Here is a 23,005-nt window from a genome sequence, read left to right as displayed (position 1 = left end):
GATGTGCGGCAAAACGGTGCATCGCATTTCCGCGAAGCCTGCTAAGTATATCCATGTGTACGCTTTTGTTCAGACGCCCCGTGTTCCCCAATGCGCCGAAACGCGCTACGAGGGCGTTGGTTGCGCACATGACGTGGCGACCTCCAGGGCGCCCTGTTCCCGGCCGTCGTGATCGGATCACGGTGAGAGGTGTCGATGCTTGAAGCCATACGCGGAGCGGCCACGTTCCTGCGCGAGAAGCAAGTGCTGCACAAGCTCGGCGTGCTGATCAGCATCGCCGTCATCGCGGTTGCCTGCTACGTCCTCTACCACATGCTGCGCGGCATCGACACCTACGAGGTTCTGGAAGCCATCAAGAGCACGGAGCCGCACCAGATCGCGCTCGCCGCGTTGTTCGTCGCCGCCGGCTATTTCACGCTGACCTTCTACGATCTGTTCGCCGTGCGCGCGATCGGCCACGACCACGTGCCCTACCGCGTCAATGCACTGGCTGCCTTCACCAGCTATTCGATCGGCCACAATGTCGGCGCCAGCGTGTTCACCGGCGGCGCGGTGCGCTACCGGATCTATTCGGCCCATGGGCTGAACGCGATCGACGTCGCCAAGATCTGCTTTCTCGCCGGACTGACGTTCTGGCTCGGCAACGCCGCCGTGCTCGGCCTCGGCATCAGCTATCATCCTGAGGCCGCGGCCTCGATCGACCAGCTGCCGCCCTGGGTCAACCGCATGGCCGCGATCGCGATCCTCGTCGGGCTGATGGGCTATGTCGCCTGGGTCTGGACCAAGCCGCGCGTGGTCGGCCGCGGGCCGTGGACGGTGGTGCTGCCGGGCGGTCCGCTGACGCTCTTGCAGATCGTGATCGGCATCGTCGATCTCGGCTTCTGCGCGCTCGCGATGTACGTGCTGGTGCCGGACGAGCCCAATCTCGGCTTCGTGGTCGTCGCCGTGATCTTCGTCTCGGCGACCCTGCTCGGCTTCGCCAGCCATTCGCCGGGCGGGCTCGGCGTGTTCGACGCCGCGATGCTGGTCGGCCTCTGGCAGATGGACCGCGAGGAGCTGCTGGCCGGAATGCTGCTGTTCCGGATCCTGTATTATTTGGCGCCGTTTCTCATTTCTGTAATCTTGCTGACGTTTCGTGAGGTCATCATCAGCGCGCGGTCGAAACGGCTGCGCCAGGCGGCGCTCAGCCTCGATCCCGGCCCTCCGCGCGAGGCCGCTTTTGTGAGGAAACGCAGCGATTCCGGTGCCTGACGCGACAACGGGAGCCAATTAGGACGCAATGGCGCTCGACGCTCCTTCCCAACCCCCGATGACCATCTTCACGCCGTGGCCGGACCGGCTGCGGCATTCCGCCATCATCCTGCTGGCCGCCGCGCTGGCGCTGGCGGGCCTGGTGCTGCTCGACGAGCTGCTGCCGCTGCGCGCGCTCGTCGTGTTCCTGTGCATCGCCGGCGCCGCCCTGGTGCCGTGGCGGCTGCACAGCGCCGTGGCCAAGCGCGAGGAAGAGCGGCTCACCAATCCGGTGGAGTCGCCCGCGGTCAGCGCCGTCATCGAGGGCATCCCCGATCCGGCCGTGCTGCTCGACCGCGCCGGCCGCGTCATCTACCTCAATGCCGCCGCGGCGGAGCTCGCGCCGGCGCTGCGCAAGGGCGAGCTCGCGCAGTTTGCGCTGCGCACGCCGGAGATCATCACCGCGCTGCGCGAGGCCATCGCCACCACCGAGATCAGGCGCGCCAGCTATCATGACCACGTTCCGGTCGACCGCTGGATGGAATTGGTCATCGTGCCCGTGCCGGTGCCGACCGCGTTCGGCAGCACCGACAAATGCATGCTGATGACCTTCCACGACCTGACGCCGCTGCGCCGGGTCGAGGAGATGCGCGCCGATTTCGTCGCCAATGCCAGCCACGAGCTGCGCACACCGCTCGCCGCGCTTTCCGGCTTCATCGATACTCTGCAGGGCCCGGCCAAGGACGATCCGAAGGCGCGCGAGCGCTTCCTCGGCATCATGCACATTCAGGCGACGCGCATGGCGCGGCTGATCGACGATCTCCTGTCACTATCGCGGGTGGAATTGTCGGCGCATGTCCAGCCGCATAGCATGGTCGACGTCGTCGCCATCATCCGCCAGGTCACCGACGGACTGGAGTCGCTGGCCAGGGAGCGCCAGGTGGTGATCGAGACCGCTCTTCCCGAAGCCCCGGTGACGATCGCCGGCGACCGCGAGGAGCTGCTGCGCGTGTTCGAGAACCTGATCGAGAACGCGCTCAAATACGGCGCCTCGGGCGGCCGCGTGATCGTGTCGCTGGAGCAGGCCGTCTCCGCCGACAACGCGCCGGAGGTCCGGGTGAAGGTGCGTGACTTCGGCCCGGGCATCGCGCCCGAGCATCTGCCGCGGCTCACCGAGCGGTTCTATCGCGTCGATGTCGGCGACAGCCGCGCCCAAGGTGGCACCGGCCTCGGCCTGTCCCTGGTGAAGCACATCCTCAACCGCCACCGCGGCCGGCTCTTGATCGAGAGCGTGCCGCGCAACGGCGCATCCTTCACCGCGTGCTTCCCGCAGTCCAGGTCCGCGCGCGGCTCCTGATCTCTTAAAATGCAAAAGGCCCGGCGTGAGCCGGGCCATCATCCTGGTTATGAGTTAAGCGCGCTCAGCGCGACGTCGACTTCGCGGGCTGGCGGCGACGGTCGGCCGCGGGCTGATAGGCGACGCGCGAATGCTGCGCGCAATAGGGCAGGCCGGACAGCGCCTTGCCGCCGCAGAAGAAGAAGTCCGGGCTCGAGGGATCGCCGACCGGCCAGTGGCAGGTCGCCTCGTTCAGCTCCAGCAGCGACAGCCGCTGGTTCATCGGCACGACATTGTCGAATGCAACCGGATCGGGCTCCGCCTCGACCTCGAAAACCTGTGCGAGCGCGGTGTTGCCGCGCGCCACCGGACGCGCCACCCGCATCATCGGCTGTGCGGGACGGGCGGTCGCCTTGCGCTGGCGCGGAGCTGCTGTCGCCGGGCTCTTGGCGCGGCCGGACAGACCCAGCCGGTGCACCTTGCCGATCACGGCGTTGCGCGTCACGTTTCCGAGTTCCGCGGCGATCTGGCTGGCCGACAGTCCGGCCTCCCAGAGCTTTTTCAACTGCTCGACGCGATCGTCGGACCAGGTCAATACCGTCATCGAACCTTTCCCTTCGCGTTGCGCCGGCCAATTCTGGGACGGCGCTGCGATATCTGTCTCAAAAACCCCTGACGGCAGAATCCCTTATCCCTCGCCGGGAGCGCGTGAAGCACCCGGACGTTACGCAAACTGGAGAACTCCTAGAGGGATCAGAACTGCCGCACGAGATGTCGTACTCGACGCTGAAAACGCTACAATATGGCGTGACTCTCGCGCAAGAGTCGGTGGTCACCGTCCACACATTCCGCGGTTCCGTGTTGCATGTTTTGAGCTATGTCATGCGCCCGTGATCTCACGGACCGGCGCCCACCGATCAGACGACGCGTAGTTGACTCCCACCGCCGCCCGCATACAATAGGTGCACGTGCCGCCTTGAAAAGGCGGCACATTTTGTTTTCCAGGGTGGGGTCCCTGATGCGCGATGGCATCGCATGGCGCGTGTTTCGGCCACCCGTCAGCTCATGTGATCGCCATGACAAGTGTTGCTGCTACGCATCTTCTCCCCGTATTCGCCCGGGTCGATCTGTCGTTCGAGCGCGGCGAAGGCGCGTGGCTGATCGCGACCAATGGTGATCGCTATCTCGACTTCACCTCCGGCGTCGCCGTCAATTCGCTCGGCCATGCGCATCCGCATCTGGTGAAGGCGCTGCAGGAGCAGGCCACCAAGCTGTGGCACATGTCGAACCTGTTCAAGAGCCCGGACGGCGAACGTCTCGCCACGCGGCTGTGCGAGCAGAGCTTCGCCGACTACGTGTTCTTCGCCAATTCCGGCGCCGAGGCGATGGAAGGCGCGATCAAGATCACGCGCAAATATCACGCGGCGAAGGGCCATCCTGAACGCTACCGTATCATTACGTTCGAAGGCGCGTTCCACGGCCGCACGCTGGCGACGCTCGCCGCCACGGGGTCTGCGAAATATCTCGACGGCTTCGGCCCGCCGATGGACGGCTTCGATCAGGTTCCGCTCGGCGACCTCGAAGCGGTGAAGAAGGCGATCGGCCCGCACACCGCCGGCATCCTGATCGAGCCGGTGCAGGGCGAGGGCGGCGTGCGCACCGCGCCGCTGTCCTTCTACAAGGCGCTGCGCCAGCTCTGCGACGACAATGGCCTGCTGCTCGTCGTCGACGAGGTGCAGACCGGCATGGGCCGCACCGGCGATTTGTTCGCGCATCGCTGGCTCGGCGTCACTCCCGATGTCATGTCGCTCGCCAAGGCGCTCGGCGGCGGCTTCCCGATCGGCGCGGTGCTCGCCACCGCCGAGGCCGCCTCCGGCATGACGCCGGGCTCGCACGGCTCGACCTTCGGCGGCAATCCGCTCGCGGTGTCCGCGGCGAATGCCGTGCTCGACGTGATGCTGGCGCCCGGCTTCTTCGATCACGTTCGCAAGATGTCGCTGCTGCTGAAGCAGAAGCTCGCCGCCGTCGTCGACCGTCATCCCGATGTCATCTCGGAGATCCGCGGAGAGGGCCTGTTGATCGGCATCAAGGCGGTGGTGCCGTCCGGTGATCTTGTTGCCGCGTTGCGCGATCAGAAGCTGCTGACGGTCGGCGCCGGCGACAACGTCGTGCGCTTCCTGCCGCCTTTGATCGTCAATGAATCCGAAATCGAACAATCGGTCGAGATGCTCGATCGCGCCTGCACGGCGCTGTCGGGCGGTCCTGCCAAGCAGGCGACCGCATCATGAGCAGGACCATGGGCAACACGCCGCGTCACTTCCTCGATCTCACCGAGATGCCGGTCGAGGAGCTGCGCAACATGCTGGCGCTGTCCAGCCGGATGAAGAAGACGCTGAAGGCCAACGAGCCGGCGAGGAAGCCGCTCGAAGGCAAGGTGCTGGCGATGATCTTCGACAAGCCGTCGACGCGCACGCGGGTGTCGTTCGATGTCGGCATGCGCCAGCTCGGCGGCGAGGCGATCATGCTGACCGGCGCCGAGATGCAGCTCGGCCGCGGCGAGACCATCGCCGACACCGCGCGCGTGCTGTCGCGCTATGTCGATGCGATCATGATCCGCATCTTGAGCCACGAGGCGCTGCTCGAGCTCGCCGCCCACGCCACCGTGCCGGTCATCAACGGCCTGACGCGGCGCTCGCATCCCTGCCAGGTGATGGCCGACGTGATGACCTTCGAGGAGCATCGCGGCTCGATCGAGGGCCGCACCGTGGCCTGGACCGGCGACGACAACAATGTGCTGGCCTCCTGGGCCCACGCCGCCGAGCGCTTCAAGTTCCGCCTCAACGTCGCCACCCCGCCGCAGCTCTCGCCGGGCAAGCCGATGAAGGATTTCATCCGCGCCACCCGCGCCGACATCCATCTCGGGCACGACCCGGAACTCGCGGTGAAGAACGCCGATTGCGTCATCACCGACACCTGGGTGTCGATGGGCGACAAGGACGGCGAGCACCGCCACAACCTGCTCAAGCCCTATCAGGTCAACTCCAAGCTGATGTCGCTGGCCAAGCCCGAGGCCCTCTTCATGCACTGCCTGCCGGCGCATCGCGGCGAGGAAGTCACCGACGAGGTGATCGACGGCCCGCAGTCGGTCGTCTTCGACGAAGCCGAAAACCGCCTGCACGCCCAGAAGGGCATTCTGGCGTGGTGTTTTGGAGAACGGGCTTAGGCGTTAACATCGCCGTAGTGGGAAGAAGCCCGAAGCCCAGGAAGCGGTGTACCCTCTCCCCTTGTGAGGGCTTTGCGCAAAGAGGTGATTGAGGCTGATCTAGCCTCGTGGGCTTTTTTGAAGGCGGTCGGCCTCTGTCGTTTGGCCGAGACCGGCTGCTATGGCGGCATTCTGCGTGCCCATCCCCATGATTTTTCATCCGCAGGCATGCCTCTCCCGTGGTGAGGATAGGATACCCGCGACGCGACGTAGATTGTAGGCACAGCAAGCAAGAACAACCTGGACCTTGTTGCGCGTGTAATTGAAGAAGCGCATGCGCCGCAGACCATATTGTTCCTTGAGAACCGCATAGGGTCTTTCAACCTCTGCGCGCACCTTTGCGATCAATTTATTGCGCTGCTTTGCCGGGCTGTAAGTGCGTGATGCTTGTTCGCCCGGTGCATCAAACGGTCCTTGATGCCAGTCTTCTTCAGGCGCGCATGCCGGCGATGGGTGTAGTAAGCCTGATCGCCATAAACCGCTTTCTCGTCACCGCAGAAGAGCCGATCCGCGGGCTTGGTGTCCGTGACCGAGGCATCCGTCATATGAATGCGGCGAATGATCGTGTGACCCGCATCCACGCCGGTGTGGATCTTGTAGCCGTACACGCTCTTTTTGCCTTTCTTTCCCCACTTCGCATCGGGGTCGACAGAGGGCTTTGGCGGGGTCTCCTCTCGCTCTTTGGACGCTTTTCGAGGCGGTCTCGCACGAGCCGGAATCAATGAGGCATCCACGAGGGTGCCCTGCTTCAAGATCAGATGCTTGGCTTCGAACTGACGGTTGATCTCCTCGAATATCTTCTCAATCAGTCCATCCTTGGCAAGTTCCTGCCTGAACCGCCACAGCGTGGTGTGATCCGGCGTGCGGTCGTGCAGGCTGAGGCCGACAAAGCGACGGAACGACAGACGGTCCGCAATGGCAGCTTCCAGCGCCGGATCGGACAAATTGTGCCAGATTCCGGCGAGCAAACACCGCAGCAGGACCTCCGCCGGATAGCTGCTGTTACCAGCGCCGTCGCCACCTCGCTCGCCGAGCAGCGACCGCAACGGCGCCCAGTCCACCACAGCGCCGACTTCGTCCAGGATGCTGCTTCGCGACTTACGAACCAAGCTGTCCGCCAGGCTCATCTGTCCGACATTGCGCTCGACCATGATTTTCGCCCCGACTCACGATAAAATCATCGAATCACGAAGCTGCAATTGCGCAAAGCCCTCCTTGTGGGAGAGGGCACAATCATGAGCACTGCCGTGACTTATCGCTCGATTGTCGTAAGTGGATCGAGTTAGTTCGATTATGAGCCGGATACCGGGGAGGAGATCATGTTCGGTGAGGGGGCTCTGTGAGCACGCTCAGCTTTGCGAAAATATCCTCGAGCACGGCGGTCCGGCGCTGAAGTACGTCGTTGTTCCAATACCGCATAACTCTGAAGCCCTCGCTAGCGAGCACCTCGTCTCTCGTCCGATCACTGCGCGCATCAGCGTGCTGACTTCCATCGATTTCGATCACCAGCCGCTGCTCGAAGCAGACGAAGTCGAGGATGTAGTTCCGAAACGGCACCTGCCGCCGAAACTTGAATTTCGAAAGCCGCCGGTCGCGCAGCAGGCGCCACATCGCTGCTTCAGCATCCGTCGGCGTCCGGCGCATCGCCCTGGCAAAGTTGCGGATGCGCTTGCCAGTCGGTCGATGATGCGGTGTCGACGGCATGAACCCACCCCTTCCAACGCGGGCTGATCCTCGCAAGCAAAGGTATACGGACCCCGCCATATACGCTAGTTCCACAAACCCCTTCACTTTCCGCGCTCGATCCCCAAATACGCCCCATGACAGCCAATCCCCCCGACATCAATATCAACCTCGACACCAGCCGCGCTCCCTCCGCCGTGCCGGTCGACGACGCCGTGCTGCCGTTCGAGGTTGCGGCGCTCGATCTGCGCGGGCGGCTCACCCGGATGGGGCCGGCGCTCGACGACATCCTCACCAAGCACGCTTATCCCGCGCCGGTCGGAAAACTGCTCGGCGAGGCCATCGTGCTGACGACGCTGCTCGGCTCCTCGCTGAAGTTCGACGGCCGCTTCATCCTGCAGACCCAGACCGACGGTCCGGTGTCGTTCCTGGTGGTCGACTTCCAGGCCCCCGACCGGCTGCGCGCCTATGCGCGTTACGACGAGGCGCGCCTGGGCGAAGCCAAGGACTCCGGCGGCCTGCTCGGCAAGGGCCATCTGGCGATGACCATCGACCAGGGCCCCGACATGAGCCGCTACCAGGGCCTGGTCGCGCTGACCGGCGGCAGCCTGGAGGAGGCCGCCCACGAATACTTCCTGCGCTCCGAGCAGATCCCGACCCGCGTGCGCCTCGCAGTCGGCGAGGAATGGAGCGGCGGCAAGCACCGCTGGCGCGCCGGCGGCCTGCTGACGCAATTCCTGCCGCAAGCGCCCGAGCGCCTGCGCCAAGCCGACCTGCATCCCGGCGATGCGCCCGAAGGCACCGAATTGCACGAGGTCGAGGAGGACGAGGCCTGGGTCGAGGGCCAGTCGCTGGTCGCGACCGTCGAGGACGTCGAACTGATCGATCCCGCGCTCTCTGGCGAGCGGCTGCTGTATCGTCTCTTCCACGAACGCGGCGTGCGCGTATTCGACCTCGTGCCCTTGCAGGCGCGCTGCTCCTGCTCGCGCGATGCGGTCGCCAACATGCTGAAGAGCTTCTCCCCCGAGGACCGCGCCGACATGGTCAAGGACGACAAGGTCGTCGTCACCTGCGAGTTCTGCTCCTCGGTCTATGAGTTCACGCCGCACGAAGCGGGCGTGACGGAGAATTGAGCTCTCAAGCTAGCTCCGCAATTCGGAGCCGAGTGGCAGAACGAACTCTGTCCACGTCATCGCGAGCGCAGCGACGCGATCCAGAGTCGTTACCATGGCTCTGGATCGCGTCGTCGCTTCGCTCCTCGCGATGACGGCAGTGTAAGGTTCGTAGGTCGGGCAAAGCGATTTCCTGCACCCGCGGGGAACAGTAAATTGCGTGCTCACCATGGGCGCGCAGTGATTGCGGACGGTGGGCACGGCGCCATACATCGCGTGCCTGGACCTCGATTTTCCGGGCGCCTTTGCCCACCCTACGGTCCGGTGCGCCATCTCGATTAGTTCACCTGACGTCACTGTTCCTGACCACTTTACCCGTCGCGCTACTCTGTCGCGGCAACAAACAGCTTGTGCCGTCGGGCAAATCAGGCGCACATTTCCGCGCGTCCCTGCTGCCGCATGAGGGGCGTGTCGCGACCGTCACGAGACGTTGGCAGCGGGATGCGATGGGCGTGTGTCGACGCAGCGTGAGTCACATCGCGCGGACGAACGGCGATGCACGTACGGTCAAGTCGCGCGGTCCTGATATCCCGACGCTGATATCAACTCACGTTGAGGCCTTGGCTTCGCGTGGGGATGGTGGCCAACAAGCCCGGCGCACCAGGGAGAACGCGAAGCAGCCGTTAAAACCGATCGCGCAGGGAGGGCCGGGTCTGTCCGGCTGAACCTGTGGTACCTGCCGCCTGCATTTTTTCTCGCAGGCGGGCCGCAGGCCTCAGCCGAGGCCTGGCCTTCCCTGCGCCCTCTGTTGGAGGGCGGATGAATGGACAAAGCTCGGGCGCAGGATGCGTGGCGAGAACGAAGATGCTTGGCGTGATCTTGGACTCTCAGCTCATGCGCATATCAGGGGTGACGCACCCTGGTTCGACACCCAGGGTGTCGTCCCGGCCTTGAGCCGGGACCCATAACCACCGGCGGTGGCGGCAAGACAAGGTCGCCGCTCCAGTCATCGCCAAACCGGATCCTGTGGTTATGGATCCCGGGTCGGCGCATCCGCCAACGCTGGCGCGTTGCCGGACGCTTGCCCGGGACGACAGCGGTGGATGTCGTCGACAGGTACGGCAGGCCGGAAGAGAGCGAGCGAGTGAAACGCGAGAGCAGCATTCGGCCAATCAAATGCACGATGGTGCGCCGATCGAACCAAATGCCCGCCAGACTAATTCAGCACCCGCTTGCCGCCGTCAGGGCCGTCCAGCGAGAACGCGGGCACCGCGATGTCGAACTGCTCCCCGCCGGCGGTCTCCATCTGGTAGGAGCCGGACATGAAGCCCGACGCCGTGGTGAGCGGGACGCCGGAGGTGTATTCGAAGCGCTCGCCTGGGGCGAGCACCGGCTGCTCGCCGACCACCCCCTCGCCGCGGACCTCCTGCTGCCGGCCGGCGCCGTCGGTGATGATCCAGTGCCGGCTGCGCAGCTGCACGGTCTCCTTGCCGGTGTTAGTGATGACCACCGTATAGGACCAGAACCAGCGACCATCCGCGACCGACGACTTCTCTGGCAGGAAGTTCGGTTCAACGGTCACTTCGATGTGGCGAGTCACGGCGCGGTACATGGATGCATTGTAGCGGAAACTTGTCGCGGAACCAATCGTAACGCCATCGTGGTTTCAACACAGTTCCGGATTATGGCACCAAAATCGCGGACTCTGCACTTGCTCTGCAACCTCCGTTTGACGGCTCGCGGAATGGGACAGCGCATGGTCGCAGGGCATGCGGTGGCGGCGCGGTCCTGTTGGCATGACGCAGTCGCCTCCGGTTGCGCGATGGTGGAGTTCCTGGTCCGGCGCTCGACCGAGCTGTTGGCCAGGCCTGTGAACCAACCTCTGGCTCTAACGCTTGCTGAACTCTTGCTCGACCTCTTGGACCAAACGTCTGGGCCATGCGCCAAAAACTGGGCACGGCTCTGCTGATAAGTCCTTCATCGCTTGCGCAAAAATTGCGCAGCCCTACATTCCCTCTGCTGGGCCTTTCGGGCTGGCAGCCTTGACGTGGTGCCTGATGACGTCGATTGCCGATCGCCTTTCCGGACCATCCGCCGCTGCCGCACCGACACCGGCTGCGGAGACTGTCGCGGCTGCGAGCACGGCCGCGCCTGCCATCGCGGCTGCCCCGGCAGCGGCGCCGCCGGCGAAGGCCGTTTCACCCGCGATCACCTTCCCGGCAGTCGGCGAGCGCGAGCTGCGGCTCGATCTGTTCCGCGGACTGGCCCTGTGGCTGATCTTCATCGATCATCTGCCGCCGAACCTGCTGACCTGGTTCACGATCCGCAACTACGGCTTCTCCGACGCCACCGAGATCTTCATCTTCATCTCCGGCTACACGGCCGCCTTCGTCTATGGGCGAGCGATGCAGGACGCCGGCTTCATCGTCGCCACCGCGCGCATCCTGCGCCGGGTCTGGCAGATCTACGTCGCCCACGTCTTCCTGTTCACGATCTTCCTCGCCGAGATCTCCTACGTCGCGACCAGCTTCGAGAACCCGCTCTACACCGAAGAGATGGGGATCATGGACTTCCTGAAGCAGCCGGACGTGACCATCGTGCAGGCGCTGATCCTGCGCTTCCGGCCCGTCAACATGGACGTGCTGCCGCTCTACATCGTGCTGATGCTGTTCCTGCCCTTGATCCTGTGGCTGATGCGCTGGCGCCCGGATGTCACGCTCGGCCTGTCGGTCGTTCTCTACGCGGTCACGTGGGAGCTCGATCTTTATCTCACTGCCTATCCGAACGGTTTCTGGGCCTTCAATCCGTTTGCCTGGCAGCTGCTGTTCGTGTTCGGCGCCTGGTGCGCGCTCGGCGGCGCGCAACGCATGGCGCGCATCATCAACTCACCGATCACGCTCGGGCTCTGCGTCGCCTATCTGGTGGCGGCGTTCTGCGTAACCTTGACCTGGTACATCCCGCAGCTCGGCCATCTGATGCCGCGCAGAATCGAGCAGTGGATGTATCCGATCGACAAGACAGACCTGGACGTGTTGCGTTTCGCGCATTTCCTCGCACTCGCAGCACTCACAGTGCATTATCTGCGCAAGGATTGGCCTCTGCTCAAATCGCCCTGGCTGCGCCCTCTGATTGTTTGCGGGCAACACTCGCTGGAGATCTTCTGTCTCGGCGTGTTTCTGGCGTTCGCGGGCCACTTCGTGCTTGCCGAAGTGTCCGGCGGCGCCATGATGCACGCGGTGATCAGCCTGTGCGGCATCCTCATCATGTGGGGAGTGGCCTCGCTGATTTCATGGTACAAGCGCGAGGCCGATAAGGGCGCTGCGCGAAAGGGTGTGCGCAGCAACGCCGATCTGGCGGGAGGGGGCTGATGAAGTCCGTCTCGTGGTTAAGGTTTGGTATCGCAGCGCTAGCGATTTCGCTGGCGGCCTCTGCGCGCGCGGAAGACGCGCCGCAGAACTGCGAGGTGCCGGCCTACCTGCTGACGACCGAGAGTTCGCTCCCGAAAGTTGCAGACGCTGTCAAAAACGCGCGCACGCTGGATATTCTGGTCGTTGGAAGCCGCTCATCCTCCATCGTCAGCACCTCCGACGCGGCCGCGTACCCCGCCCGCTTGCAGGCGGCTCTGAAAGACAAGCTCCCGGCCGTCACCGTCAATCTCAGTGTCGAGCTGCAGCCAAAGAAGACGGCCGAGGAAATCGCTGGAAATCTTGTTAAACTGGTGGAAGGAAAAAGGCCTAATTTGGTCATCTGGCAGACCGGAACGGTCGACGCCATGCGGTCGATCGATCCTGATGAGTTCCGGCAGGCGGTCGACGACGGTGTGGCGACGCTGCAGAAAGCGGGAGCTGACGTCGTCTTGATGAACCTGCAATACAGCCCGCGGACGGAAACACTGATTTCCGTGCCGCCCTATGTCGACAACATGCGGGTCGTCGCGCAGCAGCGCGACATCCCGCTGTTCGATCGCTTCGCGATCATGCGGCAATGGAACGAACAGGGCGATTTCGACCTGTTCAATCCGACGCATGGGGTCGAGCTGGCCAAGCAGGTTCATGATTGTCTCGGACGGGCGTTGTCGAAGTTCATCATCGACGCGGCGCATCTCGGCCCGGCGCAGCAGAACTAGGGTTATGTTGTCTATGTCTTCGAATAAATTGTACCGCGTATCTGGGACATGGGAGACGCTTTCGGCTGTCGCGGCCCTGTTGATGGCTCTCTCGATCAGCCCGCCACGCGCGCAGGGCGCCGAGGCTGCCGATGCGATCGCGGTCAGCGAGCTGCGTCAGACCATCGGGCACGTCATGGTGGCTCAGGCCGGCAATCCGGCGCCCGGGCCGATCGCCGCCGTCAACCCCGCGGCCAAGACATCACAGCCAGCACCGGCAAATCCGCCGGCCATGACGGATGCGCAGTCGCCGGCGAACGCGCCGGTCATGACCGCTACGCCGTCACCCTCGCGCAGCATCACCGAGCGGGCCATCGACAAGGTCAAGCAGGTCGCCAAATCCGCCACCGATATCTTCAACCGCGTGCCGTGCCTGCCGCCGAAGGGCGTCGCCAAGAAGAATTTCATCTCGCTGCCGCACGTCGCCAACAAGCTCGCATCGGGCCTGCCGGTCGTCATCGTCGCCTTCGGCTCGTCATCGACGCAGGGCTATGGCGCGAGCACGCCCGACTACACCTATCCGAACCGGCTCGCGGCGCAGCTCCGCCGACAATATCCGATGGCCGACATCAGCGTCATCAATGCCGGCGTCGGTGGCGAGGATGCGCCTGAGATGATGAAGCGGCTGGAGACGTCGGTGATCGACCGTCATCCGGATCTCGTGATCTGGCAGGTCGGCACCAACGCCGTGCTGCGCGATCTTGATCCGACCGAGACCGCCAAGCTGGTCGAGGACGGCGTCGGCAAGATCCAGGCGGCAGCCTCAGACGTCGTGCTGGTCGATCTGCAATATTCGCCGCGCGTGAACGAGCGTTCGGAGAACGCCAGCCGCATGAACAAGCTGCTCGGCCGCATCGCCGAGCTGCATCACGCCGGCATCTTCCCGCGCTTCGAGGTGATGCGCGACTGGCACGAGCGCCAGGCGATTCCGATCAATGAGTTCGTGATCTCGGACGGCCTGCACATGAGCGATTGGGGCTACGCCTGCTTCGCCCAACTGCTGGGTGACGACATCATCCGCTCCGTCGGCCAGGTGAAGCTCGGCATCAACCAGCCGTCGGAAGTGCTGACCTATCGGCCGATGTGACGAGGGCGAGTAGGGACTAGCGAGTAGCGAATAGGGATGAGGACCTACTACTCGCTACTCCGACTTCGCCATTCGCTACGCGGCCTTCAAGGCCGCGTCGAGATCCTCGATCAGATCGTCGGCATGCTCAAGGCCCGCGGAGAAGCGGATGAAGCCCTCGCTGATCCCTAGCTCGGCGCGGGCCTGCGGCGACAGCCGCTGATGCGTGGTCGTCGCGGGATGCGTGACCAGCGTCTTGGAGTCGCCGAGATTGTTGGAGATCCGCGCGAGCTTCAGGCCGTTGAGCGTGCGGAACGCGCCGGCCTTGCCGCCCTTGACCTCGAAGCCGACCAGCGTCGAGCCGGCGCGCATCTGCTTCCTGACCGTCGCGGCCTGCGGATGGTCCTCGCGGCCCGGATAGATCAGCCGCGAGATCTTCGGATGCGCGGCAAGGAAGTCCGCCACCTTCGCCGCCGTCTCGGTCTGCGCGCGCACGCGCACGGCCAGGGTCTCGAGCCCCTTCAGCAGCACCCAGGCGTTGAACGGCGAGATCGACGGGCCGGTCTGGCGCATGAAATTGTGGATGTGCTCGGCGATGAACGCCTCCGACGACAGGATCACGCCGCCGAGGCAGCGGCCCTGGCCGTCGATGTGCTTGGTCGCGGAGTACACGACGACATCGGCGCCGAGCGCCAGCGGGCTCTGCCAGATCGGCGTCGCGAACACGTTGTCGACGATCAGCCGTGCGCCATGGGCGTGCGCGATCTCGGCGATCGCCGGAATGTCCATCACGTCGAGCGTCGGATTGGTCGGGCTCTCCAGGAAGAACGACTTGGTGTTCGGCCTGATAGCCTTCTGCCACTGGTCGAGATCGAGGCCGTCGACCAGGGTGGATTGGATGCCGTAGCGCGGCAGCAGGTCTTCCACCACGTATCGGCAGGAGCCGAACAGCGCCTTCGCCGCCACGACGTGGTCGCCGGCGCGCAAGGGCGCGAGGATCGCGGTGGTGACGGCGGCCATGCCGGTCGCCGCCGAACGGCACGCCTCGGCGCCTTCGAGCTCGATCATGCGGCGCTCGAACATCGCCGTGGTCGGGTTGGAGAAGCGCGAATAGATGAAGCCGGGATCCTCGCCCTTGAAGCGCGCCTCGCACTCCTCGGCGGTGGCGTAGACGAACCCTTGCGTGAGGTACAGCGCCTCGGCGGTCTCGCCGAATTCGGACCTCAGGCCGCCGGAATGCACCAGCCGGGTTTCAGGACGGTAGTGGGCGAACGACGCGGGGGACTTCGACATGTGACCTCCATCGTGACCACCGCTCTTCTCGCGATGGGCACAAAAAAACCGGCCTGGGAAAACTCCTCACGGCCGGGATCACAATCGTCCCCGGCCTGTTTAGCGACTTATTTAACGTGGCTGCAAGCCGGCCGGCTCAAATCACCACGGGATAAGTCGTGCTCTTAGTCTCACCCGGCCTTTCCGTCAAGCCAGCCATCGGATAACCGGTCAAAAGACCCTATATAGGCTCGCATAGCCGCCATTCCGGCGCCTGCAAAGGATCAGGTCTTGCCGTTTTCGCTTCCCGCCGACGCCCATGGCATCCTGCCCGACCGCATGATCGTGGCGATGGCCGAGGCCGGCCTGATCATTCCCGAATACGACTTCGTCGAGAGCCAGATCCAGCCGGCGAGCCTGGATTTGCGCCTCGGCGACGTCGCCTACCGCGTGCGCGCGAGCTTCCTGCCGGGGCCGGGCTCCACGGTCGCGGAGCGCATCGACGAACTGAAGCTGCACGAAATCGCGCTGGCCGACGGCGCGGTGCTGGAGACCAACTGCGTCTACATCGTGCCGCTCTTGGAGAGCCTGGCGCTGCCGAAGGACATCGTCGCCGCCGCCAATCCGAAGAGCTCGACCGGGCGGCTCGACGTGTTCACCCGCGTGATCGCCGACGGCACCCGGCGCTTCGACATGATCGGCGCCGGCTATCACGGCCCGCTCTATGCCGAGATCAGCCCGAAGACGTTCCCCGTCTTGTTGCGCGAAGGCTCCCGCCTCTCCCAGGTCCGCTTCCGCTACCGCGACGCGGTCTTGTCCGAGGACGAGCTGATCGCGCTGCACGAGGCCGAGCGGCTGGTCGATCGCGACGACGCCGATCTCGCCGGCGGTGTCGCTCTGTCCGTCGACCTCTCGGGCAGCAATGCCAATGGCTATGTCGGCTACCGCGCCAAGCGCCATACCGGCGTCGTCGATGTCGACCGCCGCGGCGGTTATCCGGTCGAGGAATTCTGGGAGCCGATCAAGGCGCGGCCGGATGGCAGCCTCATCCTCGATCCCGGCGAGTTCTACATTTTGGCCTCCAAGGAAGCCGTCCAGGTGCCGCCGGATTACGCTGCGGAGATGGTGCCGTTCGATCCGCTGGTCGGTGAATTCCGCGTGCACTATGCCGGCTTCTTCGACCCTGGCTTCGGCTATGCCGGCGCCGGCGGGCAGGGCTCGCGGGCGGTACTTGAAGTCCGCTCGCGCGAGGTGCCGTTCATCCTCGAGCACGGCCAGATCGTCGGCCGTCTCGTCTATGAGAAGATGCTGGCCCGCCCGAACGCGATGTATGGCAGCCGCATCGGCTCGAATTACCAGGCGCAGGGCCTCAAGCTCTCGAAGCACTTCCGCCTGTAGAGCGCGGCTGCGCGCCGTGCGCGTACCCCCAATGCGTCCGCCGCACGCGGCGATGTGCTAGAAGCAACAACAATTGCGCTGCGATACCAACCGCAGCCGAGCGGGGAGCGAACATGTCCGAGATCGGCCTGGCCGACACTCCAGTCGGCGAGGGCGGCCCGTGCCGCCCGTGAAGCCGGCGCGGAACGCGGTCGCCGACGGTCCGATCCTCAAGACGCTGCTGTCGCTCGCCTGGCCGAACCTCATCGCCAACTCCGCCGGCACCTGCGTCGTGATCGCCGAGACCTCCTATATCGGCCGCCTCGGCATCGAGGCGCTGGCTGCCATGGCCTTGGTGTTCCCGCTGGTGATCCTCACCATGACGATGTCCGGCGGCGCCATGGGCGGCGGCGTGGCCTCGGCGATCGCCCGCGCTCTCGGCGCGGGGGAGACCGAGCGCGCCTCCACGCTGGCCTCGCACGCGCTGCTGATCGCGCTCTCGTTCGGCGCGACCTTCATGGTCGGCATGCTGGTGTTCGGCCCCGCTCTGCTGGAGGTGCTCGGCGGCCGCGGCGCGGTGCTGGAGCATGCCGTGGCCTATCTGCAGATCTTCTTCGGCGGCGCGATGCTGCCGTGGCTGATGAACTCCATGGCCGGCATCTTGCGCGGCACCGGCAACATGAAGCTGCCGTCGTTCATGATCCTGAGCTCGGCGCTACTGCAGATCGTACTCGGCGGAACGCTGAGCCTTGGTCTCGGCCTGGGTATGCGCGGCGTCGCGGCGGGCGCGCTGCTCGCCTTCAGCGTCAGCATCTCGGTGATGGGCTGGTACCTGTTCTCCGGCCGCGCGCGCGTGAAGCCGAAACTGCGCGGGCTGAAGATCAGCGGGGCGATGTTCGCCGACATCCTGAAGGTGGGCGCGGTCGCCTGCTTCTCGCCGCTGCAATCGGTGCTGTCGATCGCGATCTTCACGCACATGCTCGCGGGCTTCGGCACCGCAGTGCTGGCCGGCTATGGCATCGGCGCGCGGCTGGAGTTCATGATGACCACCGTCGGCTTCTCGATCGGCATGGCCTCCGTACCGATGGTCGGCATGGCGATCGGCGGCGGAAACGTCGCGCGTGCCCGCCGGATCGCCTGGACGGCGGGGCTGGTGTCCTTCACCGCGATGGGCGTGCTTTCGACCATCATCGCCATCGTCCCGCAGCTGTGGGTCGACATCTTCACCCAGGATGAGAGCGCGCGCAGCGCCGGACGGCATTATCTGCAGATCGCAGCCCCGATGTACGCCTTCATCGGTCTTGCGATCGCGATGTATTTCTCGTCGCAGGGCGCGGCCAAGGTGATCGGGCCGGTGCTGGCGCAGACCGCGCGGCTGATCTTCATTGCCGCGGGCGGCAGCTATCTGCTCAGCCATGCCGCGACCGAAGGCCAGTTCTTCATGTTGGCGGCGGCGTCGATGGTGCTGCTCGGCGTGTCGACGCTCGCCAGCGTGATGCTGACCCGCTGGGGACCGAAGCCGGCCGCGCTGGAGCTGCGCCCGGCCGTTGTGACGGCCGAGCTTGGCTCCGTCGCAGAGGCTCCGCCAGCGCGGCGCGTCGGCTGATGGCTATCCGCCGGGCCGGCTCAATGCCGCCTGCATCGCACGCGCGCCGAGCTCCACCTGCTGCTCGATATATCCAGCGATCTCGTGCGGCAGCACGTCGGTGATCCAGATCACCCGGCAACGTTCCTCGCCGTCCGGGACGATCTGAAACGACGCGCTGTGCTGGGTGATGCGCTCGTTCTTGATGGCATAGACGAGGCGCCGGCGTTCATCATTGCAGTCGACCAATTGCTCGCGCACGACGCTGCCATTGGCAAAGCTGACGATGCGGACGTCGCCGTCGCGTTTGGTGTCGGTCACGAAGCCGGGCGCCACCCTGGTATGAACCGCGCCGAAATCGCGCACCGCGTCCCACACGGCAGCCGCCGGGGCTGCGATCGGAATGTCCTTCTGAATCGATGCCATTGCCGGGACCTCACGGACACACGGCTTCGATGTTGTTGCCGTCGGGATCAATCAGGAATGCCGCGTAGTAGGTCGGGCTGTAGTCGGCGCGCGGACCGGCGCCGCCATTGTCGCTGCCGCCGGCCTTGAGCCCCTCGCTGTGGAATTTGCCGACCGCCGCATGATCCTTGGCGCGGAACGCGACATGCGCCGTGCCGCCGCTCGCGCCGCGGTCGAGATACAGCCACAGCGCCGGCTCGCCCTTGGGGCCGATGCCTGCCGAGGTCTCATCCTTCGAGCAGAGGATGTGGCCGAGCGGTGCCAGCGCCGATGTGTAGAAGCGGATGCTGGCGTCGAGATTGCGGACCTTCAGCCCGACATGATCGTACATCGATGGTCTCCATGCTTCGCACGCGTCTGCCGCGTGCGCCGGGATCATCCAATCAATGGCGGTGCAATCGTTCTTGGAAAATCTTGCGCTCGCCGCGCGAGGCCTTGCGGAATTTGAGCGGCGAGACGCCGGCCGCACGCGTGAAGGTGCGGGTGAAGTTCGACAGATCGGCAAAGCCGACGTCGTAGGCGATATCGGTGACCGGCGTGTCCTCTTCGCTGAGGCGCCGGGCGGCGCGGCGCAGCCGCGCGCGGATCAGATATTGGTGCGGCGTCACGCCGATGGTGGCCGCGAACAGGCGCAGGAAGTGGAACGGGCTGACGCCGGCTTCGCGCGCCGCATCCGCAAGCTCAATGTCCTGGTCCGCATTGTCGTCGATCCACAGCGCGCTCTCGACGGCGCGCCGGCGGTCGCACAGGCTCGGCGCTGCCGGCCGCTCCGCCTCTCCGCTCACGGTCGCGACGAAGCGGCTGGCGATCAGATGGCCGACCTCGTCGAGGCCGAGCGTCTGCTCGCGGACAGCAGAGGCCTGGGCGAGCTCGCCGAGCACGATCAGCTCCGGAACGGGCGCCACGGCGCCGGCCTGCCAGAGGCGCCTGTCGCCGCCGATCTCCTCGATGAGCGCGTCATCGAAGGAGAACGACAGACATTCGTCGCCACAGACATGGTCGTGCGTGCACATGAACTCATCGCCGGGATGGCCGACGAGCAGCGAGCCCGTCACCAGCTCGAAGAAGCGGCCGCGGTGATGACAGCCGAAGCTGCCCTTGCGCACATAGGACAGTGAATAGCCGGCAAATTGCTCGGCATAGGGACGTTCACCCGGCACCGCCGTGCAGCGGAACTCGGATACCGTGACGTCCCGGCCTTCGAACAGATGGCTTGCGCTCATGCCGTCAATCTAGGACATCGCGGGCGAAACGCGAGGGGCTTCGTCCGCGTTCACCGCACAGCGTTACGACGCCTGCCGCCGATCGGCCGCGAGAAATGCGTCGAACAGGGTCAGACCGGCGTGCGGCCGGGCGCCTTCGAGCGACAGCAGGCGCCGCTTGGAGATGATGCCGCTGTTGGGCGACGAGCTGTCGAGCCCGTTGCCCACCTCGCGAACGCGGTGACACGGCACGATCAGAACCCACGCGTTCTTCGTCAGCGCCTGCGCGATCGAGTTCAGCGCGCCGGGGACGTGCAGCTCCGCCGCGAGTTCGTCAGCACTGCGTGTCTCACCGCGCGGAATCGCGCGAATGGCCTCATAGACGCGCTGATTGAACGGCGTTACTCCGGTGAGATCGAGCGCGACGTCCGAGAAGTCGACAGCCTGACCGCGCAACATCGCGGTGATGCCTTTGATGGCCAGTTCAGTATTTGAACACGGGCGCTGCTCCCGTGCCTCTGGAAACTGTCGGAACAGACGCCGACGCGTCTCGATTTCCCGCGCTTCCGGCAGTTGTATGCCGGTGAGTCCGGCATCGCTCCACGCAATGCCGCAACGGCCGAGGGCCGTATCAAAGATCGTATACCCACGCCCCATGACGCCACCCCAACCCCACGCCGCAACCATAGCACTGTCGCGATCGCCCGCATCAATTTTGTTAACAAAGTGTTAACAGAGCGGCGCGACCGGGGCGGGGTTTGCCCTGATTTGGGTCGTGGTTGTCAAGCGCCGTCTCGCGATCGTCGTCGTTGGTATCGTGATGGCGGCATGCGACGCAGCACGCGTCGTCACGACCGGTTCGCCAGTGATGCGCGATCGTCAGCGAAATCAGGATCATGCGCCAGCCAGAGCTCGAGCAGGCTCAGGAAGGTGACGACGATGCCGATCGCGATGCTCACATGCATGGCCGGCGTATGGACGAAGCCGAGCAACCAGGGCGCCGCGATCAGCCACAATCCCAGTGCGACTTTCAGCCACTCCTCCCAATCCGCGAACGCCATCAGTCCGGCGATCGAGAGCACGACCACAGCGAGGCCGACGATCTCAGCATCGAGCCGGCCCGCGGTGCGAACGAAGCCGAAGAGCCAGGGCGCACCGGCGAGGAAAAGTCCGCAGGCCAGCGTGTAGATGTCCAGCGCTGAGGGACGCGCCATGATCGAAAAGGCGCCGGACCTTGCTTGTGTCGATGGTGCAGGGCTGTCCTTGAGCATGATCTCAGCTCCCAGCTTGGCGGCTGTCTTGTCCGCTTCGACTTCGCGAGCTGGCTTGACTTGGCTCGCGTTCGGCCGCTGCAGCGCGTCTATGCCTCAACCGGCAAAAGCGGCGGCTGCGCCATTCGTTCCAGCCGCCACCCTCTATGCCGATCACGATCGGGCGACCGCGGCCGCTGGAGGCGGCCGGGACCGGGCAACAACCCGCTTGGCGAAACGCCACGTCTCGGCTAAGCATGGACCCATGCGGGCGTAGTTCAATGGTAGAACGGCAGCTTCCCAAGCTGTTTAGAAGCCCGCTCACCGTGCACCAACTTGGTGCATATGTACCTGTGACAACAGGCTTTTTCGCCAATACCTATAGGCAACGGTTTTCAACGTAACCCACGGCAGCCCGCGACTGCCGGTGCCTAAAGGTGCCTAAGATGAAAACCAATCTGACAGACGTGGCTGTGCGCGCGCTGAAAGCGCCGCCGAAAGGCCAGCTCACGGTATGGGACAAGACGAGCCCGCTCGGCGTGCGCGTTTCGCAGGGCGGATCGAAGACCTTCATTCTGATGATCGGCAGCGGGAAGCGCCGCACCCTCGGGCGGTTCGGCATTCTCACACTCTCAAAAGCACGAGACGAAGCGCGCCGCATCGTTGCGGAAAAAACGCTCGGCATTTCACGGCCGATCGTGAAGACAGGCAAACTTTTCGACGCCGCGGTGCCGGCGTTCATCGAGGAGCACTACGAAGGCAAGAAGCCCAGGACGAAGCACGAAGCGAACCGTTTACTTACGACGCGCTTTCCCGGCTTGAACAAAAAATTACTATCGGAGATCACGGACGACGACATTAGCGCGGATCTGAAGAAGCTCGCCGCTACGCCGAGCGAGCAGCTTCACGCCTTCCGGACGCTCCGGGTCTTTTTCAAATGGTGCATGCGGCCGCCGCACCGATACATCAAGCACAGTCCGCTCGAAGGTTTTCCGGCGCCCGGCAAAGACAAGAAGGGTAAGCGCATTCTTTCGGACGACGAGCTCGTAAAGATCTGGGATGCATGCGAGGGTCCATTCGGTGACATGGTGCGGCTGCTCATCCTATGGGGATGCCGAAACGGCGAGATTGGCCGGCTTATGCCGGAGTGGCGCGAGCGCCAGGTCATCACAATTCCCGGGGAGTTCACCAAGAACGGCCGCGCTCATGCCATCCCGATCCTGCCGATGGCGCGCCTGATCCTCGAACGCCGCAGGACGAACGCGCGTTACTACTTCCCCGGCCGGCTGATTGACGACCACTTCAAGGATGGGTCATGGGGGAAGTTCAAAAACGAGCTGGAGAAACGATCGGGCGTGACGGGCTGGCAGCTTCGCGATCTCCGACGGACGTTCCGATCGACCTTAGCTCGGCTCAAAGTACCCCGTGAAATTGCGGAGATAATGCTTAACCACGTCACCGGGGGCGGTAAGGGCGAGCTCGACGAGATCTACGACCGGTATCACTACCTCCCTGAAAAGACCGATGCTCTGAAGAAGCTCGAAGCGCATCTGAAGCGGCTTTTTGCGGCGCAACGGTAACCATGAACAACGGTGGGCATCTTGTCCGGTGTCCGCCGTTCCGCATACAATCCAAGCGCTGCTAGTGGCTCAACCCACATGGAGCATCGCGATGTCTCCGCAAGGAGAATTGCGATGAATCATCAGGTGAAACTTCCCATGTATCTCACGTGGAAAGCTTTGAAGGAAATCGTAGGCTGGCCGTACTCGCGTGCTCAAACCGGGCGGCTTATGCACGATCCTGAATATTCCGACCGACGCTTTCCGGCGTCACGGAAGTTGGGACCGCACAGAAGCTCACATCCGATTTGGTATACACCGGACGTCATCGAATACTTCAAGCGGCACGGTCTGACCGTTCCGGAGAACGTCGAGTTTTCCTGACGAGACCAAAACGGGACGGATGGAGGCCACCATCCGTCCCAACTCTTTAGGGGGGGG

At 64.4% G+C, this 23,005-nt stretch carries 22 protein-coding genes, 1 pseudogene and 1 riboswitch; of the genes and pseudogenes, 12 read left to right on the top strand and 11 right to left on the bottom strand.

Translation table 11 applies throughout. The features are described 5' to 3' along the window. Positions 1 to 195 precede the first annotated feature (195 nt). Together BRAD285_RS31155 and BRAD285_RS31150 are read left to right on the top strand one after the other, a co-directional pair. Positions 196 to 1,251, top strand: a complete 1,056-nt coding sequence (locus tag BRAD285_RS31155; RefSeq protein ID WP_006615307.1) for a lysylphosphatidylglycerol synthase domain-containing protein — start codon at positions 196 to 198, stop codon at positions 1,249 to 1,251. 28 nt (positions 1,252 to 1,279) lie between these two features. Continuing rightward, positions 1,280 to 2,587, top strand: coding sequence for an ATP-binding protein (locus BRAD285_RS31150; protein ID WP_006615308.1), 1,308 nt, complete (start codon positions 1,280 to 1,282; stop codon positions 2,585 to 2,587). A 64-nt stretch (positions 2,588 to 2,651) separates the two neighbouring features. On the opposite strand, the gene BRAD285_RS31145 is transcribed toward BRAD285_RS31150, so the two are convergent. Then, entirely contained in the window at positions 2,652 to 3,170 is a 519-nt protein-coding gene (locus tag BRAD285_RS31145) for a GcrA family cell cycle regulator (RefSeq protein ID WP_035648800.1), read from the bottom strand. 472 nt (positions 3,171 to 3,642) lie between these two features. On the opposite strand from BRAD285_RS31145, the gene BRAD285_RS31140 reads away from it, so the two are divergent. After that, positions 3,643 to 4,854, top strand: a complete 1,212-nt coding sequence (locus BRAD285_RS31140; RefSeq protein ID WP_006615310.1) for an aspartate aminotransferase family protein — start codon at positions 3,643 to 3,645, stop codon at positions 4,852 to 4,854. Between the two features lie 8 nt (positions 4,855 to 4,862). Continuing rightward, positions 4,863 to 5,789, top strand: coding sequence for an ornithine carbamoyltransferase (argF, locus tag BRAD285_RS31135; RefSeq protein ID WP_006615311.1), 927 nt, complete (start codon positions 4,863 to 4,865; stop codon positions 5,787 to 5,789). Positions 5,790 to 5,984: 195 nt separating this feature from the next. Here the strand turns inward: argF and BRAD285_RS36735 are convergent, their stop codons facing one another. The 3 genes from BRAD285_RS36735 to BRAD285_RS31120 all read right to left on the bottom strand — a co-directional run bounded on the left by BRAD285_RS36735 (position 5,985) and on the right by BRAD285_RS31120 (position 7,532). Beyond that, positions 5,985 to 6,164 carry a transposase gene (locus BRAD285_RS36735; RefSeq protein ID WP_371507735.1) on the bottom strand — a complete coding sequence of 60 codons (180 nt, stop codon included), beginning with the start codon at positions 6,162 to 6,164 and terminating at the stop codon, positions 5,985 to 5,987. Between the two features lie 8 nt (positions 6,165 to 6,172). After that, positions 6,173 to 6,979, bottom strand: a complete 807-nt coding sequence (locus BRAD285_RS31125; RefSeq protein WP_087877692.1) for an IS5 family transposase — start codon at positions 6,977 to 6,979, stop codon at positions 6,173 to 6,175. A 166-nt stretch (positions 6,980 to 7,145) separates the two neighbouring features. Beyond that, a complete protein-coding gene (locus tag BRAD285_RS31120; RefSeq protein WP_035648671.1) occupies positions 7,146 to 7,532 on the bottom strand; it encodes an endonuclease domain-containing protein in 387 nt (128 codons plus the stop codon). 116 nt (positions 7,533 to 7,648) lie between these two features. On the opposite strand from BRAD285_RS31120, the gene BRAD285_RS31115 reads away from it, so the two are divergent. Next, complete coding sequence (locus tag BRAD285_RS31115; RefSeq protein ID WP_006615144.1) at positions 7,649 to 8,644, top strand: Hsp33 family molecular chaperone; 996 nt, start codon at positions 7,649 to 7,651, stop codon at positions 8,642 to 8,644. Positions 8,645 to 9,839: 1,195 nt separating this feature from the next. On the opposite strand, the gene apaG is transcribed toward BRAD285_RS31115, so the two are convergent. Further along, positions 9,840 to 10,235 (bottom strand): Co2+/Mg2+ efflux protein ApaG, encoded by a 396-nt coding sequence (apaG, locus tag BRAD285_RS31110; RefSeq protein ID WP_006615145.1) that lies wholly within the window; start codon positions 10,233 to 10,235, stop codon positions 9,840 to 9,842. Between the two features lie 445 nt (positions 10,236 to 10,680). Between apaG and BRAD285_RS31105 the strand changes: the two genes are divergently transcribed. The 3 genes from BRAD285_RS31105 to BRAD285_RS31095 all read left to right on the top strand — a co-directional run bounded on the left by BRAD285_RS31105 (position 10,681) and on the right by BRAD285_RS31095 (position 13,875). Beyond that, a complete protein-coding gene (locus BRAD285_RS31105) occupies positions 10,681 to 11,991 on the top strand; it encodes an OpgC domain-containing protein (protein ID WP_006615146.1) in 1,311 nt (436 codons plus the stop codon). After that, a complete protein-coding gene (locus BRAD285_RS31100; protein ID WP_006615147.1) occupies positions 11,991 to 12,749 on the top strand; it encodes a hypothetical protein in 759 nt (252 codons plus the stop codon). The genes BRAD285_RS31105 and BRAD285_RS31100 overlap by 1 nt, the downstream gene beginning before the upstream one ends. A gap of 82 nt (positions 12,750 to 12,831) precedes the next feature. Then, a complete protein-coding gene (locus BRAD285_RS31095) occupies positions 12,832 to 13,875 on the top strand; it encodes a GDSL-type esterase/lipase family protein (protein ID WP_371507380.1) in 1,044 nt (347 codons plus the stop codon). A gap of 75 nt (positions 13,876 to 13,950) precedes the next feature. On the opposite strand, the gene BRAD285_RS31090 is transcribed toward BRAD285_RS31095, so the two are convergent. Beyond that, positions 13,951 to 15,147: an O-succinylhomoserine sulfhydrylase gene (locus BRAD285_RS31090; protein ID WP_006615149.1), complete on the bottom strand. Its 1,197-nt coding sequence runs from the start codon at positions 15,145 to 15,147 to the stop codon at positions 13,951 to 13,953. A gap of 78 nt (positions 15,148 to 15,225) precedes the next feature. After that, positions 15,226 to 15,305, bottom strand: a riboswitch (SAM riboswitch). Positions 15,306 to 15,417: 112 nt separating this feature from the next. Between BRAD285_RS31090 and BRAD285_RS31085 the strand changes: the two genes are divergently transcribed. Then, the gene (locus BRAD285_RS31085) at positions 15,418 to 16,524 is read left to right on the top strand and encodes a 2'-deoxycytidine 5'-triphosphate deaminase (protein WP_006615150.1); all 1,107 of its coding nucleotides are present in this window, start codon (positions 15,418 to 15,420) and stop codon (positions 16,522 to 16,524) included. Between the two features lie 113 nt (positions 16,525 to 16,637). Next, positions 16,638 to 18,109: pseudogene (locus BRAD285_RS31080) on the top strand (MATE family efflux transporter). A 3-nt stretch (positions 18,110 to 18,112) separates the two neighbouring features. On the opposite strand, the gene BRAD285_RS31075 reads toward BRAD285_RS31080, so the two are convergent. The 5 genes from BRAD285_RS31075 to BRAD285_RS31055 form a co-directional block, all read right to left on the bottom strand. Then, complete coding sequence (locus tag BRAD285_RS31075; RefSeq protein WP_006615152.1) at positions 18,113 to 18,514, bottom strand: SRPBCC family protein; 402 nt, start codon at positions 18,512 to 18,514, stop codon at positions 18,113 to 18,115. A 10-nt stretch (positions 18,515 to 18,524) separates the two neighbouring features. Then, positions 18,525 to 18,884 carry a VOC family protein gene (locus BRAD285_RS31070; protein WP_006615153.1) on the bottom strand — a complete coding sequence of 120 codons (360 nt, stop codon included), beginning with the start codon at positions 18,882 to 18,884 and terminating at the stop codon, positions 18,525 to 18,527. Positions 18,885 to 18,936: 52 nt separating this feature from the next. Further along, positions 18,937 to 19,776 (bottom strand): AraC family transcriptional regulator, encoded by an 840-nt coding sequence (locus BRAD285_RS31065; RefSeq protein WP_006615154.1) that lies wholly within the window; start codon positions 19,774 to 19,776, stop codon positions 18,937 to 18,939. A 63-nt stretch (positions 19,777 to 19,839) separates the two neighbouring features. Then, on the bottom strand, positions 19,840 to 20,412 hold the full coding sequence (locus tag BRAD285_RS31060; protein WP_006615155.1) for a methylated-DNA--[protein]-cysteine S-methyltransferase: 573 nt from the start codon (positions 20,410 to 20,412) through the stop codon (positions 19,840 to 19,842). 191 nt (positions 20,413 to 20,603) lie between these two features. Beyond that, positions 20,604 to 21,026, bottom strand: coding sequence for an SPW repeat protein (locus tag BRAD285_RS31055; RefSeq protein WP_006615156.1), 423 nt, complete (start codon positions 21,024 to 21,026; stop codon positions 20,604 to 20,606). A 425-nt stretch (positions 21,027 to 21,451) separates the two neighbouring features. Between BRAD285_RS31055 and BRAD285_RS31045 the strand changes: the two genes are divergently transcribed. Together BRAD285_RS31045 and BRAD285_RS35615 are read left to right on the top strand one after the other, a co-directional pair. Next, entirely contained in the window at positions 21,452 to 22,585 is a 1,134-nt protein-coding gene (locus BRAD285_RS31045; RefSeq protein ID WP_083846471.1) for a site-specific integrase, read from the top strand. A 114-nt stretch (positions 22,586 to 22,699) separates the two neighbouring features. Continuing rightward, entirely contained in the window at positions 22,700 to 22,948 is a 249-nt protein-coding gene (locus tag BRAD285_RS35615; protein ID WP_139020719.1) for a hypothetical protein, read from the top strand. Positions 22,949 to 23,005 lie beyond the last annotated feature (57 nt).

Source organism: Bradyrhizobium sp. ORS 285 (genome assembly GCF_900176205.1).
Classification (GTDB): domain Bacteria; phylum Pseudomonadota; class Alphaproteobacteria; order Rhizobiales; family Xanthobacteraceae; genus Bradyrhizobium.
This window is presented reverse-complemented; position numbering and strand designations above follow the sequence as displayed.